This window comes from Vibrio kyushuensis (genome assembly GCF_050337325.1).
Taxonomy (GTDB): domain Bacteria; phylum Pseudomonadota; class Gammaproteobacteria; order Enterobacterales; family Vibrionaceae; genus Vibrio; species Vibrio kyushuensis.
On the sequence record NZ_JAKJSV010000013.1, the window covers coordinates 1 to 17,480 of the forward strand.

Annotated in this window: 14 protein-coding genes and 1 rRNA gene; 5 read left to right on the forward strand and 10 right to left on the reverse strand. The window is 43.7% G+C overall.

Translation table 11 applies throughout. The features are described 5' to 3' along the window. From L4D20_RS21585 to trxA, 7 genes are all read right to left on the reverse strand, one after another. Nucleotides 1-237: ribosomal RNA gene (locus L4D20_RS21585) — 16S ribosomal RNA — on the reverse strand; the annotation flags it as partial. A 560-nt stretch (nucleotides 238-797) separates the two neighbouring features. Next, the gene (fre, locus tag L4D20_RS21590; protein ID WP_428803661.1) at nucleotides 798-1,511 is read right to left on the reverse strand and encodes an NAD(P)H-flavin reductase; all 714 of its coding nucleotides are present in this window, start codon (nucleotides 1,509-1,511) and stop codon (nucleotides 798-800) included. Between the two features lie 14 nt (nucleotides 1,512-1,525). Beyond that, on the reverse strand, nucleotides 1,526-1,795 hold the full coding sequence (locus tag L4D20_RS21595) for a 2Fe-2S iron-sulfur cluster-binding protein (protein WP_428803662.1): 270 nt from the start codon (nucleotides 1,793-1,795) through the stop codon (nucleotides 1,526-1,528). Next, nucleotides 1,792-3,672 (reverse strand): 4-hydroxy-3-polyprenylbenzoate decarboxylase, encoded by a 1,881-nt coding sequence (gene ubiD, locus L4D20_RS21600; protein WP_428803663.1) that lies wholly within the window; start codon nucleotides 3,670-3,672, stop codon nucleotides 1,792-1,794. The genes L4D20_RS21595 and ubiD overlap by 4 nt, the downstream gene beginning before the upstream one ends. Before the next feature lie 92 nt (nucleotides 3,673-3,764). Continuing rightward, complete coding sequence (locus tag L4D20_RS21605) at nucleotides 3,765-4,760, reverse strand: hypothetical protein (protein ID WP_428803664.1); 996 nt, start codon at nucleotides 4,758-4,760, stop codon at nucleotides 3,765-3,767. Nucleotides 4,761-4,864: 104 nt separating this feature from the next. Beyond that, nucleotides 4,865-6,127 carry a transcription termination factor Rho gene (gene rho / locus L4D20_RS21610; RefSeq protein WP_428803665.1) on the reverse strand — a complete coding sequence of 421 codons (1,263 nt, stop codon included), beginning with the start codon at nucleotides 6,125-6,127 and terminating at the stop codon, nucleotides 4,865-4,867. A gap of 197 nt (nucleotides 6,128-6,324) precedes the next feature. Beyond that, nucleotides 6,325-6,651 carry a thioredoxin TrxA gene (trxA, locus tag L4D20_RS21615; RefSeq protein ID WP_017036005.1) on the reverse strand — a complete coding sequence of 109 codons (327 nt, stop codon included), beginning with the start codon at nucleotides 6,649-6,651 and terminating at the stop codon, nucleotides 6,325-6,327. Nucleotides 6,652-6,762: 111 nt separating this feature from the next. Between trxA and rhlB the strand changes: the two genes are divergently transcribed. Then, nucleotides 6,763-8,061 (forward strand): ATP-dependent RNA helicase RhlB, encoded by a 1,299-nt coding sequence (rhlB, locus tag L4D20_RS21620; protein WP_428803666.1) that lies wholly within the window; start codon nucleotides 6,763-6,765, stop codon nucleotides 8,059-8,061. A 21-nt stretch (nucleotides 8,062-8,082) separates the two neighbouring features. Then, on the forward strand, nucleotides 8,083-9,591 hold the full coding sequence (gene gppA, locus L4D20_RS21625) for a guanosine-5'-triphosphate,3'-diphosphate diphosphatase (RefSeq protein ID WP_428803667.1): 1,509 nt from the start codon (nucleotides 8,083-8,085) through the stop codon (nucleotides 9,589-9,591). A gap of 125 nt (nucleotides 9,592-9,716) precedes the next feature. Here the strand turns inward: gppA and L4D20_RS21630 are convergent, their stop codons facing one another. The 3 genes from L4D20_RS21630 to recQ all read right to left on the reverse strand — a co-directional run bounded on the left by L4D20_RS21630 (nucleotide 9,717) and on the right by recQ (nucleotide 12,725). After that, the gene (locus L4D20_RS21630; protein ID WP_428803668.1) at nucleotides 9,717-10,385 is read right to left on the reverse strand and encodes a 7-cyano-7-deazaguanine/7-aminomethyl-7-deazaguanine transporter; all 669 of its coding nucleotides are present in this window, start codon (nucleotides 10,383-10,385) and stop codon (nucleotides 9,717-9,719) included. Nucleotides 10,386-10,570: 185 nt separating this feature from the next. After that, nucleotides 10,571-10,885: a DUF3630 family protein gene (locus tag L4D20_RS21635; RefSeq protein ID WP_428803669.1), complete on the reverse strand. Its 315-nt coding sequence runs from the start codon at nucleotides 10,883-10,885 to the stop codon at nucleotides 10,571-10,573. A 10-nt stretch (nucleotides 10,886-10,895) separates the two neighbouring features. Then, nucleotides 10,896-12,725, reverse strand: coding sequence for an ATP-dependent DNA helicase RecQ (gene recQ, locus L4D20_RS21640; protein ID WP_428803670.1), 1,830 nt, complete (start codon nucleotides 12,723-12,725; stop codon nucleotides 10,896-10,898). Nucleotides 12,726-12,893: 168 nt separating this feature from the next. Between recQ and rarD the strand changes: the two genes are divergently transcribed. The 3 genes from rarD to L4D20_RS21655 all read left to right on the forward strand — a co-directional run bounded on the left by rarD (nucleotide 12,894) and on the right by L4D20_RS21655 (nucleotide 17,428). After that, nucleotides 12,894-13,799 (forward strand): EamA family transporter RarD, encoded by a 906-nt coding sequence (gene rarD, locus L4D20_RS21645; RefSeq protein ID WP_428803671.1) that lies wholly within the window; start codon nucleotides 12,894-12,896, stop codon nucleotides 13,797-13,799. Between the two features lie 359 nt (nucleotides 13,800-14,158). Further along, the gene (locus L4D20_RS21650) at nucleotides 14,159-15,661 is read left to right on the forward strand and encodes a DUF1800 family protein (protein ID WP_428803672.1); all 1,503 of its coding nucleotides are present in this window, start codon (nucleotides 14,159-14,161) and stop codon (nucleotides 15,659-15,661) included. A 3-nt stretch (nucleotides 15,662-15,664) separates the two neighbouring features. Then, complete coding sequence (locus L4D20_RS21655) at nucleotides 15,665-17,428, forward strand: DUF1501 domain-containing protein (protein ID WP_428803673.1); 1,764 nt, start codon at nucleotides 15,665-15,667, stop codon at nucleotides 17,426-17,428. The last annotated feature ends 52 nt before the right edge of the window (nucleotides 17,429-17,480 follow it).

Genomic DNA, 17,480 nt, shown 5'->3' on the forward strand with positions numbered 1-17,480 from the left:
GCGTGCGTATCCAATAGCGCAAGGCCCGAAGGTCCCCTGCTTTGCTCCAAAGAGAATATGCGGTATTAGCCATCGTTTCCAATGGTTATCCCCCTCTACTGGGCAACTTCCTAGGCATTACTCACCCGTCCGCCGCTCGACGCCGAAGTAGCAAGCTACTTCTCGTTTCCGCTCGACTTGCATGTGTTAGGCCTGCCGCCAGCGTTCAATCTGAGCCATGATCAAACTCTTCAATTTAAGATTTTGTCGGCTCAATGAATACTGACTTCAAAACTAATATTTACCGAAGTAAATATGTAACTTTAAAGCTATTACCATTCCAACAGAATGGTAATGAATTGACTGTGCCAAATAACCGAAGTTATTCGTATTGGTCACTCAGTTCATTGAAGCCCAAGTGTTTCCGAAGAAACTGTTTTACCGCTCTTTATAAAAAGAGAAGAAAACATTTTGGATTTTCATCAACGAGTGCCCACACAGATTGATAGGTTTAAATTGTTAAAGAGCGTTGCTTATCGAAGTCTTCTTCTCTAAGCGGACGGCCATTCTATCGATTTAAGTTTCAGTGTCAAACACTTTTTGAAATTTAATCCTTTCTGACTTTCCGTCTAACTGATTACCGCTGAAGCCTTGTGGCGTCTGCCGTCTCAGTGGTTGCGCATTATAGACAGACCCAACAAAGACGCAAGGCTTTTTCGTTAATAATTTAAAAATAAGACTCTTTTGGCTATTAATGCATCAAACCATCAAAAAAGAGAGCTTAAAGCTCTCTTTTTAATTACATTTCACTAACTTTTTTATATGAAAGCGTAGGCATCGGCGTACATGTGATCGCTTTTCGCTTCTTTATTCTGAGTAAATTGATCTCTAGCTGCACCAGCCATTTCAAAACGACCCGCTATATAGATATCGTATTCTGCTAAAGAATCAAAATCTTCATTAATCGCTTGAAGTACATTACCAGCTTTACCAGTCCACTCTTTATCCGCATCTTCAATGACAGGAATAAAATGTATATTGCTGTGAGTTGCTGCAATCTGTGCAATTTCTTCTTTTGCATACAACTGATCGCTGCTTTTCGCTCCCCAATACAAATAGATAGGTGAAGCCTTATCAATACTAACGCAGTGATCAAGAATAGAGCGCACGTAGCTAAAGCCCGTTCCGCCAGCAATCAGTAATAGTGGGCGTTCACTTTCCTCTTTGATCCATGCTGTTCCGTGTGGTGCATCGATGTTAATAGAAGAGTCGTTATCCAATGCTTTAGTCATTAGCTCGACAACTTCGATTGCATACGCATTATGTTCAGCTGCGCCAATATGAAGTTCAAGTTCACCTTGATGTCGGCAAGGGCTACTAGCAATAGAGAAAGGACGCTTATCACTTTCTCCCATTTCAACCATTAAGTATTGACCAGCTTTAAATGAGACTGGAGTTTCAGGGTGCAACAGAATTTGGTATGTGTTGCATGCTAATGGCTTAATGGATTTTACTTTACATTTAATGGTCATGGTCTTCCTCTTACTTACTCGGAATAAGTAAGTACTAAATTACTTTCCGCAAAGGCTTGGCAAGGAAATATCCAACCTTGAAGCTGCTCATTCTCTGTAAGCATAGGTTCAAGGTGATAACTTACTTCACCAGTTAACTTTTTACACATGCACATTGCACACGCACCTACTTGGCAACGATTTGGAAGACTTACATTATTGCTGAGCGCTGCTTCCAAAACAGTCTGTTTTTCTTGTACTTCAAATGTGATGTCATTTGGCAGTACGGTGACGAAATAGCTCATAGAATGGCTAGTTCATCCCAAACCTTATCGATTTTTTCGACAAGCTGTGGATCTTTTTTGATAGGGACACCCCATTCACGGCGAACCTCTTGCTGACATTTATTCGTCGCGTCTAAACCCATTATGGATTGTTTCGTCCCATCAGGTTCCTCGTTTATGATGGAAAGCGAGTCACGTGATGGATCCATGCGTGTTGTCACCGCCCAGATAACATCATTCCAATCGGTAACGTCAACATCCTCATCGCAAACAACGACGAACTTTATCTGCATCTTTGTATTCAATAACGCTATAGCACTTTTTATCAATAAAGGAGCCTGCCCCGCTCTCTCTTTATTAATAGCTATAATAGCCATACCGTTCGGACGAGTACCTTGAGGCAGATAAACATCAATAATTTCGTTATGCTCAGATTTTAACTGGGCTACAAGAGAATCTACATCGCTCTGTGGTATTGGCGATAATTCTTCGTCAAGATAGGCACATCCTGACAGCTCCATTTCAGCTGACCATTTCTTGGTGGCATCTAATCCCATTTTAGAGCCAAGGCCGGCAACGGGTGATGCAAAGTCGAGAGAATCAATTGGCGTACTTTCAATCATAGTCGTATCGTACGATGGATCCATATTCAAAGTCATCGCATCACTAACCTGCTGCCAATCTCTCGCGTTGACATCTTCGTCACATACAATAACAAACTTGGTGTACATAAATTGACGTAGGAACGACCATACTCCCATCATCACGCGCTTCGAATGCCCCGGATACTGTTTCTTCATCGTGACAACAGCCATACGATACGAGCAACCTTCCGGAGGAAGATAGAAGTCTTCGATCTCTGGAAACTGCTTTTGAAGTATAGGAACAAAAACCTCATTTAGGGCTACACCAAGTACCGCAGGTTCATCAGGTGGGCGCCCGGTGTAAGTGCTGTGATAAATCGGATCTTTTCGCATCGTTATATGCGTGATAGTAAATACGTGATGCTTCTCTTTTTCATTGTAGTAGCCGGTATGATCCCCATACGGACCTTCATCAGCAAACTCATTTGAATCGATATACCCTTCGAGCACAATTTCAGCGCTCGCAGGAACGTCCAGTTCATTACTGATTGATTTTACAACTTCAGTTTTACTACCACGTAATAAACCGGCAAAGGCATATTCAGATAGTGAATCTGGAACAGGAGTCACCGCGCCTAAAATGGTCGCAGGATCAGCACCAAATGCTACCGATATCGGGAATGGTTCTCCTGGATTTGTTTCCATCCAGTCACGTAGATCTAATGCACCGCCTCGATGAGCAAGCCAGCGCATAATAATTTTATTTTTGCCAAGCTTCTGTTGACGATAGATCCCTAAGTTTTGACGTTTCTTATTCGGACCTTTTGTTACCGTTAGCCCCCAAGTCAGTAAAGGTGCAACATCATCCTGCCAGCAACTCATCACCGGAACTTTATCAAGATCGACATCATCACCTTGCCATACAATCTCTTGGCACGGCGCTTTTCGTAAACGCTTAACAGGCATATTAAGTACTTGCTTAAATACCGGTATTTTATCAATGGCGTCTTTAAAGCCTTTTGGTGGCTCTGGCTCTTTTAAATACGCCAGTAACTTACCCACTTCGCGTAATTCTTTGACTTCATTCCTACCCATACCAATGGCAACACGCTCTGCGGTACCAAATAAGTTGGTGAGCACTGGGATTTGATAACCAATGGGATTTTCAAACAGCAATGCGGGGCCGCCCGCTCGCAAAGTACGATCGCTGATTTCTGTCATCTCATAATGAGGGTCAACAGGGTGAGTAATGCGCTTTAACAACCCCTTGCTTTCAAGATGGTCGACGAAATCGCGTAAATCCTTAAAACTCATAGAACTTCTATCTATTGATTAAACTGCCAGCAGTATATCAAAAAAAGGAACTCTCGATCCTTCTTTCCTTTTAATAGGTGCTTCGCTATCGATTAATGTGATAACACTTGTAAAATAGCTTTAGTATTCAATCCATTCTTGCTGTCAACGAGCTCTTCTAGCCAGCTTCGATAGCCCTGCCTTTCTAGCTCAGACGCGACTAATGTGGCATCTTCCGCCACTCGCATTTTAGCCATTAAGAACTGTTTAACATCCTCGCTCATTGGCTTGATTTTAGTGAGAGCCGTCAACGCTTGTTCTTTTAACACAGGATTACTAGAAGCCATCATCACTTGTGAGATTGAAAAGTCATCGTCTAAATTCGCCAAGCGTACTAGCTCGGATTCACTCTGGAAATCAGCTCGCATTCGCCACAGTAATTGATAGACCTCAGGGCTTTTACTGGCTTTCGCTAACTGCACCATAACTCTAGATGAAGGAAGCCAACTGGTGATCGTTTGAGAGGTCAGTTGTTCCGTCAGTGCAAGGACGGCTTCTGGTGATAGGCTATTGAGTTCGCGAATAAGAAGTGATTCACGCGTTTTAAGTTGATAATCACTGCCGCTTAGCCATTGTTGCAAGTTTAGCTCTTTGCGTTCTGCGGTAAGTATAAACCCTAAGGTTGTTTGATCTTGCTGCCACTGTTTCAGTAATCGGCTTGCTGTCGCTGGGTAATTAAATGCAGGGACCACAAATTCATAACCATCTCCTCGTTCCAAAACCTGATAGACAGGAACAAGCGCGATCTGACGTTCCAAGAACATCGCCATTTTAGGACTCAATGCCCTCTTTTGTTTTTCAACAGCATCAAGTAAAACGAAACGAGCAACCTCTTGCTGAGGTAACGCTAAACGTTCTAGTGCAAATTTTAGAGAATCAAGCTCATCTTCATCCACATACTGCATGAGCTCGCTCACCTTGCGATGAATATGTTCGTCCTTCAGCCACTGCTTAACCGTTATGGGTTCCATCTGGGTTGCATTGACAACCACAGGCCTAAATAACAGCACTGAAAATAGGAGAACAGATAACAACAGTCCTTGTCGCATATTAACCTCCTTGTAACATTTCTAGCCATTGTGTCACTTTACAAAGAGAATGCAAACAAAAACGCCACCGAACAATCGGTGGCGTTTTTTACAAATCTATCGAATTATTTTTGACGACGCATTGCATCAAAGAATTCATTATTTGTCTTAGTCATTGCAAGCTTATCAATGAGGAATTCCATTGCATCGATTTCGCCCATTGGGTGAACGATCTTGCGCAGAATCCACATTTTTTGTAATTCATCTTTCTTCGTGAGAAGCTCTTCACGACGAGTACCTGAGCGGTTGAAGTCAATCGCTGGGAATACGCGTTTTTCTGAAATCTTACGGTTAAGGTGCAGTTCCATGTTACCAGTACCTTTAAACTCTTCGTAGATAACTTCATCCATCTTAGAGCCCGTATCAACTAGAGCAGTTGCGATAATTGTTAAGCTACCACCCTCTTCCACGTTACGTGCTGCACCAAAGAAACGCTTTGGACGATGTAGTGCGTTAGCATCAACACCACCAGTAAGAACTTTACCAGATGATGGAACTACCGTGTTGTACGCACGTGCTAGACGAGTAATAGAATCAAGTAGGATAACTACATCTTTCTTATGCTCAACAAGACGCTTCGCTTTTTCGATAACCATCTCTGCAACTTGTACGTGACGAGACGCTGGCTCATCAAACGTTGAAGCGATGACTTCACCTTTAACTAGGCGTTGCATTTCAGTTACTTCTTCAGGACGCTCATCGATAAGCAGTACCATCAATTCACATTCAGGGTGATTACGAGCAACGCTTTGAGCGATGTTCTGTAGCAACATTGTTTTACCCGCTTTAGGCGGAGCAACAATAAGACCACGCTGACCTTTACCGATAGGAGAAGCGAGATCTAAAATTCGAGCTGTAATATCTTCTGTCGCACCGTTACCTGCTTCCATTACCATACGCTCGTTCGCGTGAAGTGGTGTTAGGTTCTCAAACAGGATTTTGTTACGTGCGTTATCAGGGCGATCGTGGTTAACCGTGCTGACTTTCAGTAGCGCGAAGTAACGTTCACCATCTTTAGGTGGGCGAATCTTTCCGGCAATTGAATCACCAGTACGCAAGTTGAAACGACGAATCTGGCTTGGTGATACGTAGATATCATCGGGACCAGCTAGGTATGAACAATCGGCGCTGCGTAGAAATCCAAAACCGTCTTGAAGTATTTCTAGAACCCCATCGCCAAAGATGTCTTCACCGCTTTTCGCGTGTGCTTTTAGGATGGAGAAGATAATGTCTTGTTTTCTTAAGCGAGCAAGGTTTTCTAAGCCAAGAGTTTCGCTAAGTTTTACAAGCTCAGACACGGGTCTGTTCTTCAGTTCTGTTAGATTCATTGTGGTTTGTTTAGTCAAAATAGGATCTGTTTTTTAAGTTAAGATGGATTTGGTCTCAGGAACGACCAAGAAGTGAACACTTGTATAATTTACGTGCAATAAATTATCACTAAATAGTAGCGTAGTCTAGATTTTGTTGCCTATCAAAAACAAAACCGTGCATTTTTTGATTCTGCACGGTCTTTTTCAATGTTGCTTTATAAGTTAGCGTCTAAAAACTCTTTTAATTGAGTTTTTGATAGTGCGCCAACCTTAGTTGCTGCGACTGCGCCATCTTTAAATAATAGTAAGGTTGGGATTCCACGAATACCAAACTTTGGCGGAATGCCAGCATTTTGGTCGATATTTAATTTACCGATAGTGAGCTTGCCTTCGTATTCCGTTGCGATTTCATCAAGAATTGGGGCAATCATCTTACAAGGACCACACCATTCTGCCCAAAAATCCACAAGAACCGGGCCTGCAGCATTGATTACGTCGTTATCAAAACCATCATCTGTTAGCTGCAAAATCTTGTCACTCATCTTCCACTCCAATGTATTTTTCTCAACTGATTATACGATAACCAGTAAATAGATGCCCTATTGGAATGTATTTACTTTCGTATTGCAAGCTTAAGCTGATATTCTATAGTGATGAAAAAGACGCATATCACAGAGCAAAAGTTCGCCGACTTCGGATTAAAGCCGCAAGTCATTGAAGGATTGGACAAAAGTGGGTTCGAATTTTGTACCCCTATCCAAGCCTTGGCGTTGCCGGTACTGCTCACCGGCCAAGACATTGCAGGCCAGGCCCAAACGGGCACTGGTAAAACCTTAGCGTTTCTCACTGCTACTTTTAACCATCTACTTACTACGCCTGAACATGAAGGTCGCAAAGCTAACCAGCCTAGAGCGATCATTATGGCACCAACGCGTGAATTAGCGATCCAGATCTATAACGATGCTGCGTCTCTAGTTGAAAGCACAGGTCTAAAGGCAGGTTTAGCTTACGGTGGCGAAAGCTACGATAAGCAAGTATCTAAGCTAGAAGCTGGCGTTGATATCCTTATCGGCACCACAGGTCGTATTATCGACTTCTACAAGCAGAAGGTATTTAACCTAAACCACATTCAAGCTGTTGTGCTTGATGAAGCGGATCGTATGTTCGATCTTGGCTTTATTAAAGACATCCGTTTCTTGTTTAGACGCATGCCTGCACCTAATGAACGTTTGAACATGCTATTTTCAGCAACGCTTTCATACCGCGTTCAAGAGTTAGCTTTCGAACACATGCACAACCCAGAGCATGTTGTGGTTGAACCAGAACGTAAAACTGGCCACCGCATTCAAGAAGAGCTGTTCTACCCTTCTAACGAACATAAAATGTCACTGCTTCAAACATTGATTGAAGAAGAGTGGCCTGATCGCGCAATCGTATTTGCTAATACCAAATATAAGTGTGATTCAGTTTGGGGACACCTTGCAGCTGATGGACACCGTGTAGGTCTACTAACTGGTGACGTTCCTCAGAAGAAGCGTGAGAAAATTCTCGAGCAATTCACCAAAGGTGAAGTTGATATCCTAGTTGCGACTGACGTTGCTGCTCGTGGACTGCATATCCCTCAAGTAACACACGTATTCAACTTCGACTTACCAGACGACTGTGAAGATTACGTTCACCGTATTGGCCGTACCGGCCGTGCTGGCGAAAGTGGCCATTCAATCAGCTTCGCTTGTGAAGATTACGCAATTAATCTTCCACCAATCGAAGAGTATATTGAGCACTCAATCCCAGTATCTGATTATGATTCATCAGCTCTGATTGAAGATCTGCCTGCGCCGATTCGCATGCGTACTCGCAATCCACAACAACGTCGTTCAAATAGTGGCGGCCCGCGCAATGGTAATCGTCGACCGCATAACCGTCGACCGCGTCAGCAACGTCCACAATAGATAGGGAATCTTAAGTCGACTATGAATCAATCAGTCTCACCGCCGTTTTACGCTGCCATCGACCTCGGGTCGAACAGTTTTCACATGCTCGTTGTGCGTCATATCAATGGCAGTGTTCAGACTATGGCCAAGATAAAACGCAAAGTTCGTTTAGCATCAGGGCTAGACGGTAACAACGCGTTAAGTCAGGAAGCCATGCAGCGTGGCTGGGATTGTTTGAGTTTATTTGCAGAGCGACTTCAAGATATTCCCAAAGAAAATATTCGCATTGTCGGTACCGCGACACTACGTACTGCGACCAATGTGGATATTTTCCTTCAAAAAGCTAACCAAATACTCGGTCATGACATTAATGTTATTTCAGGGGAACAAGAAGCAGCAATGATTTACCAAGGGGTAGCGCATACTTCCGGTGGCATTGGCCGTCGCTTAGTTGTTGATATTGGTGGTGCAAGTACCGAGCTTATCATTGGAAAGGGTTTTGACGCCAAAGCACTCACTAGCTTGAAAATGGGCTGTGTGACTTGGTTAGAAAAGCACTTTCAAGACCGTGAGTTAAGCCAAGAGAATTTTGACTCGGCAATTAATGCCGCGAAACAAACTATTGCTCCAATACTCGAGCAATATACTCAAATAGGTTGGGATGTGTGTGTTGGTGCGAGTGGCACTGTCCAAGCACTGCAAGAGATCATGCTTGCTCAAGGCATGGATGAAGTCATCACACTGGCCAAATTGAAGCGATTGCAAAAACAAGCAATGCTGACCGATCAATTAGAAGAGCTCGAAATAGAAGGGTTAACGCTAGAACGAGCACTGGTTTTCCCAAGTGGTCTATCTATCTTAATTGCCATCTTTGAGCTATTAGAAATAGAGTCGATGACGTTAGCTGGCGGTGCACTTCGTGAAGGCATGGCCTATGAAATGTCCCCAGAGCTTAGACAAAGTGATATTCGCTCGCGAACTATCGCAAGTGTGCAAAAACGCTATCAAATAGACAGCGCCTACGCACAGCAGGTTGCCGACACAGCAGCAGAGCTACTGACTCAATGTGATAAACAGCTGTCTGATAGTGAGAAGTGGATACCTGAACCACAAGGTGAATCATTACTGAATACCGCCTGTCAGTTACATGAAATTGGTTTAACCATCGATTTCAAACAAGCAGGAAAGCACAACGCTTATTTGCTTCAACAACTCGATCTTCCAGGTTATACACGGGCACAGAAGCACTGCCTTGCTGAAATTACTCGTCGTTATCGTGAACAACTCACAGCAATGCCAGAGCAACACGCAGTCAGCGCACTAAGTGGTCAGCGTATTTTACGTTTAGTTCGATTGTCAGTCCTGCTCACACATCGACGTAATAGCGACAATCAGCCGAAAGTGGCGATTAATGCTAACGATAATGAACTTGAACTCTCAATCTGTGGACAGTGGTTATTAGACAATCCACTCACTGCCGCGGAACTAGAGATTGAAGCGAGCCGCCAAAGTGATGCTGGTTGGTCATTAACCATCACCAGCCAATAAACAGCTCTCGTTACGCAATTTGCTAAAAGAAACATATAAAAATGCCCAAGTGATTCACTTGGGTTTTTTTCTGTTCATTCGCCTTTTATATAAGCAAGGACTCTCGATTGAGCACTTACCTTTTATTAAGCGCTACCGACCGCTTTAAAATCTGGATTTACAGCCGTCAGTTTTTTAATCAAATAATTAAGTAGCACACCGTACATAGGCACAAACAAGCCAAGACTGATGATGAGCTTAAATCCGTAATCCACCAACGCGATCTCGACCCAATGTTCCGCCATGAATGCATCAGGGCTCTGATAGAACGCAATAGCAAAGAAGGCTAACGTATCTAGCGCATTACCAAATAGCGTTGAACATGTTGGCGCAACCCACCACTGTTTTAACTGTCTTAAGCGATTAAAGACATGCACATCTAAGATTTGTCCTAGCAGATAAGCCATAAAGCTCGCTGCTGCAATACGTGCCACAAACAGATTAAACTCGGTTAGCTGACCAAAACCTTGGAATTGCCCTTCAAAGAAAACCACCGATAGCAGATACGACACTACGAGCGCTGGCAGCATCACTAAGAAAATGATTCTACGCGCTAGTTGAGCACCAAACACTCGAACGGTTAAATCTGTTGCTAAGAAGATAAAGGGAAAAGTAAAAGCGCCCCAAGTGGTGTGCATACCAAATACAGTAAAGGGTAGCTGCACCAAATAGTTACTCGATGCGATAATGATCAGATGGAATAAGACCAAAAAAAAGAGGGCGTTGCGCTGCTGCGCAGAAGTAAAGTGATTCATGCGTGACCTTTTTAGTTTCGTTAGGGGGCGAGGGAACCCTAATCGAGCATCAGAATGACGTTTGTCCTCTGTGCCCTTACCAATGATAAAATAATTTTGCTCAATTGAGCGGCGAGCGATTATACATTAACCAACTGATGCTGCAAGCATCGCTATGCGGTTAAATAAAAAGCAAACGTTTAACCTTAAAATCCGTTACGAAATAGCTGACTAAGGTATTTGAGCTCTTCTTTTGCTTCACTAGGCGCGAAAGCTTCAATCCAGATGGACTCACTGTAGTGCTCTGCTTTAAGAAACAAATGACAATCTTCAAAATCAACCAACCATGAATGAATATCCGCATCACGCTGCTTCTCTAAAACGCTTGCCGACAACAGTGAAACAAGGCGTTCACCAAGCGCTGGAAAACTATCAAAATCAAAACTTGGGGCGGTGATCAAGATTCGCCCTTGGTCCTCCAAGTATGTCGCTAAGCCAAACTCTGTTTTCTTATCTTCCATGATCGTTACATTACCCATGAGTCGTTATATGTTCTTGAATGAGGTCTAAAAAGGCATCCGCGTACTTATCAAGTTTGCGCTGCCCTACTCCATTAACAGCCAGCATCTCACCGTATGATGTTGGTAGGATCTCAGCCATATCAATCAGAGTCGCGTCACTAAAGACAACATAAGGCGGCAGACTATCTTCATCTGCAATGCTCTTACGCAGTTTACGGAGTTTCGCGAACAGTTTTTTGTCGTAGTTTTTACTTGATAGCTTATCGGATTTGGCGCTTCTTGCCGCGGTATCTAAACGAGGTACCGCCAGCTCTAGTTCCATTTCACCACGCAAGACTGGGCGTGCTTCTTCGGTGAGCTGTAAGGTCGAATTACGCGTAATATTCTGAGATAACAAACCCTTATGGATCAGCTGACGAAACACACTCACCCAATAATCATGGCTATGATCTCGGCCTAAACCATATGTTGAGAGCTTGTCGTGACCGTTTTCTCTCACTCGAATATTTTGCATGCCACGCAGTACTTCTACAACATAGCCAATACCAAAGCCCTGATTAACACGATAGACACAAGAGAGCGCTTTTTGCGCCTCTTTGGTTGCATCAAAATGCTTAGGAGGATCGACACAGACATCGCAATTGCCACACGGCTTTTCTCGGTACTCGCCAAAATAATTCAGCAGTACCTGACGACGACACGTTTGAGCTTCAGCAAAAGCGACCATTGCATTGAGCTTATGGGTTTCAACCTGCTTTTGCGGGCCATCGTTCTTTTCATCTAAGATGCGACGTAGCCAACCGATATCTGCTGGGTCATAAAGCATCATCGCTTCCGCTGGCAACCCATCTCGACCTGCTCGGCCTGTTTCTTGGTAATACGATTCAATGTTACGTGGAATATCAAAGTGAACAACAAAACGCACATTGGGTTTGTTGATGCCCATACCGAACGCTACCGTTGCAACGACAATCTGAATATCATCTCGCTGAAACGCTTCTTGTACATAAGCACGTTCATCAACGTCCATACCGGCGTGATAACCCGCTGCTCGAATATGATTGTTGCACAGCTTCTCAGTGACCATTTCTACTTTTTTACGACTGCCACAATAGATGATTCCGCACTGACCTTTGTTGGTCTGTACGTATCGAATAATCTGAGAAACTGGTTTATGTTTTTCAACTAGGTTGTAATGGATATTCGGTCTGTCGAAACTCCCCAGATAGTCATGGGGTTCAACTAGATTAAGACGTTGGATGATATCACCACGCGTTGCATCATCAGCAGTGGCGGTCAGCGCCATAAAAGGCACATGAGGAAAATAAGTTTTAAGCTGCCCTATCGCGGCATATTCAGGGCGGAAATCATGCCCCCACTGAGATATACAGTGTGCCTCATCAACCGCTATCATCGATAAATTGATGTTCTGCAGACGCTCGATAAAGTCCTGCATCAACACCCGCTCAGGTGAGACATACACCAATTTGATATCACCGCTGTGCATTCGGTTATACACGCTAATCAATGTCTCTCTCGACATCGTCGAGTTCACGCACTCAGCCGCAACTCCATCGGCCTTTAATTGGTCTACCTGATCTTTCATCAAAGAGATAAGCGGAGAAATAACTAAAGTAAGACCAGAATGAAGCAGAGCAGGCACTTGGTAACAGAGCGACTTGCCTCCGCCCGTTGGCATTATCACGACGCTATCTTGCCCCGTTAAGGCTGCTTCTATCACTTCTTGCTGACCTTCACGGAAACGTTGATAGCCAAACACATCTTCTAGAATAGTTTGTGGCGATGCTTCGGGTTGTTGTGCAAGCAAGGTGGAGGTCATTCAATATCTCAAATAAGGGTCGAATCAAGCCGCGAGTGTTGGGCTTTTGGCCCGCTATTGTAGAGGGGAACGCTGAGGAATTAAACTGCAATTTCGTTAGGCGATTTCATAACCGACTCGTATACTGCGGATCTTTCTTACCTCCTCTTTATTATTAAGCGATAGTTCATGACGATAGAAGACCAACAAAGAACGCGACAAGGAATTTTGTTTGCTATCGGTGCCTACACAATGTGGGGCATTGCGCCAATTTATTTTAAGTCACTTGATGGTGTGTCTGCCTTAGAAATACTTAGCCACCGTGTTATTTGGTCATTTTTCTTCCTAGCTGGATTATTGCAGGTTGGACGTCGCTGGCGTGACGTTCGTGATGTAATGAAATCCAAGCCTAAAATGGCGTACCTTCTCTCAACCTCCGTCGTCATCGGGCTCAACTGGCTTATCTTCATCTGGGCCGTGAATGAAAATCGTATGCTTGATGCGAGCTTAGGCTATTACATCAACCCGTTAATAAACGTATTACTTGGAATGATATTTCTTGGTGAGCGGCTACGCCATCTTCAGTGGTTTGCTGTGGCTTTAGCGGCGTGTGCTGTCATTGTTCAATTGGTCGCATTTGGCTCGGTACCCATTATTGCTATTACCCTAGCGATGAGCTTTGGCCTTTATGGGTTACTGCGTAAGAAGGTTGGTGTGGATGCTCAAACCGGTCTCTTTATAGAAACCTTGGTTCTATTACCCGTCGCCGCAATCTACCTGCTATTTATTGCGGACTCACCAACATCGAGTTTCAGCAATAATGAAACCAGCTTAAATATCTTACTGTTATTGGCCGGAGTTATTACTACCCTACCACTGCTCTGTTTTACAGGAGCAGCAACTCGACTCAAACTCTCTACTTTAGGCTTTTTCCAGTACATCGGTCCTAGCTTGATGTTGCTACTCGCCGTTCTCATGTATGGCGAAGAGTTTACCCAAGATAAAACCGTAACCTTTGCCTTTATTTGGGGCGCACTGGTTGTGTTTACCTTTGACGCGTTCCGTAATAATAAAAAGAGAAAGCAAAAAGCATAAACAAACACTCAGAGCTTGGTAATAATACCAAGCTCTTCCCTCTTATCTTCAAATTATCCCCTAACCTTTCACCTAATTTTTCAGCGTACATTTACCTAATTTAGCTTTTCATTTCATTCACAGCACCGATCAAACCTTTGCATTCATACAAGCAGAGGGAGCTCAACATCAAACATTTCAATATGCAACAACAGCCATTTCATTGTACTTCTTACACAATCTCACACTGTTAGAAAACCTTCTGCTTCCAACTGGCTTAGTTCCCTTCTCACGACTAATCGTTAATACATCCAGACGCATAACGCAGGATAGCGTTATTCAAAACTTGGATATCATTACTTTTGGCTAGAGGGAATAATATGGACAATTTAACTCACCAGCAGGCATCACGCTTTCTGGACTTGGCAACCATGGGCGTTCGCCAATCCGAACTCGATGATTTCAAACTACTCGATGACCGTTCGGTGTGGATAAACGAACAGATCAATCAATCTTATATGAGCCATTTACCGCAAGCTCAACATCAAGCAACGACAAGAAATAATGGCAACGTTAATCAAGAGTGTCGCGTTGGCGCTTGGTTTGATATCGCACTTTGGGATAACGCCCAACTTCGTCAGAGAGTTGCTTTTGCATTAAGCCAAATATTTGTGGTCAGCGAAAAGGACGCCAATCTCGCAGGTGACGCCGAAGCGTTAGCAAATTATTACGATGCTTTAGTTGATAATGCCTTTGGTAACTTCGAACAGCTATTACGCACCATCACGCTTTCCCCCGCGATGGGGCAATACTTAACAATGAACGGCAATAAGCCTCAAAGTGTCACAGGCCAAGCCCCCGACCAAAACTACGCCAGAGAAGTCATGCAACTGTTCACCATCGGTCTGCATGAGCTCAATCTTGATGGGTCTCCTGACACTCACCCTGATGGTTCACTCAAGGAAACATACGAAGATTTTGATATTGAGAATGTCGCTCGCATCTTCACGGGGTGGGATCTTGATAATGGCAATACATTAGTGCCAATGGTCACAGATAACTCTTTTCATGATATGGATGAAAAGTGGGTATTCGGTCAATACTATCCGCCAGGGCAAACCGCGGAACAAGATTTAGATCAGTTTTTAAAACAGATCACTGAACATCAAAACATCGCTCCTTTTATCTCAACCATGTTGATAAAACGTCTAACCACCTCTAACCCTACACCAAACTACGTTTATCGCGTCGCCTCTGAGTTCGTAAATACAGGCGGTGACCTAGCAGCGGTGATTAGAGCAATTTATACCGACCCAGACACTCTACTCACGAATAGCGTCAATATGGTAAAAGTACGTGAGCCGATTCTTGCCATGACCTACGCTTATCGCTCGATGGAAGCCTATCCCGGTGGTAATGGCGATATCGTCTACGACCCGATGAACTATAAGGAATCATTTAACCAATATCCTTTGGGTGCCAATTCCGTATTTAATTTTTACCAACCAACACACAGCCCACAAGGTAGCCTAGCAGACCAAGGATTAACTTCTCCAGAACTAGCCATTATTGATTGGACTCAACTGATCAATATCAGCAATGTTTTTTATCGATTGTTTTTGGACCTTGGACAAAACCGAGGAAACAGCAGTAACAAAAAAGAGCTTTATATTGCCCCTACCGATCTTGAAGAATTTGGAAACCAAGAAGATAAAGAAGCCCTGATTCAAGCTATAAATCAGCGTGTTCTCCATAACCAAGGATCACCTGAAGTCCTGTCATACATGGGCTCTATTTACGATATTCATGATCGTAAATATTGGGCTGTACCAAAGATGCTATTTATTGCATACATTTCACCCGATTTCATGATTCAGGAGTAAGTTATGTCAATAACACGCAGAAGTTTTCTCAAAGGCGCCTCGGGTACTGCAGTATCAAGCATGGTTCCACTTTCTTTATCAATACCTGTAAGTAGTGCATTTGCAAACGACCAAGGTGGCTACAGGGCACTAGTATGTTTATTCCTGCATGGAGGGAATGACTCATTCAATATGATCGTTCCAACCGATAGCGATAATCATGCAAAATACCAAGCCGCAAGACCCAATATCTTTTTGTCGAGTGCGGAAATTTTAGATATCCCTAGCTCCGAAACAAGCCAAGCTCTTGGGATAAACGCTAGCATGCCGAATATAGCGAGCATGATGAATCAAGGGTCAGCTGCTGCCATTGTGAATGTCGGCACTTTAGTGGAGCCCACCAATAAATCAAATCTGTACGATGTGACCAAACCTTCTAGTCTCGGAGCCCACAACAAGCAGCAAGCTGCCTGGCAGTCAAGTTGGGGTGATGGTAGTTATCACTCCTATGGCTGGGCTGGCATGATGATGGATGTGCTAGGCAGTGAAACAGCAATCGTTTCCGATTCAATGTCTTTTGCGGGAAATGAATTACTTGCTGGCGCTAGATCTAAAGATATATCTATCTCCTCCGATGGTGTTCGTGCAATGGATGCATTGAGCCACTCTGGTGCGGTTAATAATAACTTCACAAGACTCGTTAATGCGCCCTATGGTTCGGCATTTAAGCAAGAATACATCTCTCGCTTAGCTGGAATTCTGGACTTTCAGCAGGAGCTAGAGCAGCTTCTAGTAACCTACCCAGAAGATACTTCTATACCAAGCAGCTCTTTGGGCTCTCAACTAAGAATGGTCAAACGGATGATCCAGGCAGCAACTGAGCTTGGTCATAGTCGACAGGTGTTTTTTGTCAATATAGGTGGATTTGATAACCACAGTAACCAACGTGGCCGTCAAGACGGTTTATTTACAACCATTGACCAAGCGGTTAGTGCATTTCATGCTTCATTAACAGAGCTGGGGTTAGAGGAGAGTGTGGTGACCTCTACCATGTCAGACTTTGGACGAACAGTGGAAAACAATAGCAAATCGGGCACCGATCATGGCTGGGGAAGTAATCAACTCGTCGTCGGAAAAGCGGTTAACGGTGGAATCAGTTATGGAACAATGCCTGACTTTGTAAAAGATGGGCAAGATGCATGGGGCAATAAGTTCATTCCAAGCCAATCATCAGAACAACTCGCGGCGACATTATGTCGTTGGATGGGCCTCAGTGAAGATGGAGTCGATGTTATCTTCCCTACACTTCACCCTAGCCACTCTAACGCCTTTGATAGCCGATACTTAGGCGTACTTGGTGACTATAAAAACCAAGGACAAGAAATAGAACTTACGATTAGAAGTGTTAGCGCTACCGATACTCGTGTTGATCACACGCCACAGATGGCCATTGACGGTGATCCATTAACCAAGTGGACCGCTAAAGGAACGGGTATTCAATACGTTATAGAGCTCGCCCAAACCGCGACTGTTTCAAAGCTTCTGTACTCTCAAGCAAAAGGCGATGTCAGACAGTACCTATTTGATCTTGAAGTGAGTAATGACGGGGTGAATTATGAGCTTATAAACAATGTACTGACACCAGGAACAACTTCGGGGCTTGTTGATCAAGTGATAAACCGAGAATCCGTCAACTTCATTCGCTTAACCTGTAATGGTAACAATGGTTCCTCTGCTGCCTTAATTCTATGGAATAACTTCCAAGAACTTAAAGTACTCGGGCACTAACTGACCATTAAGTACAGCACGCTTCGTAAATAAACAAAGATACGATCTAAGC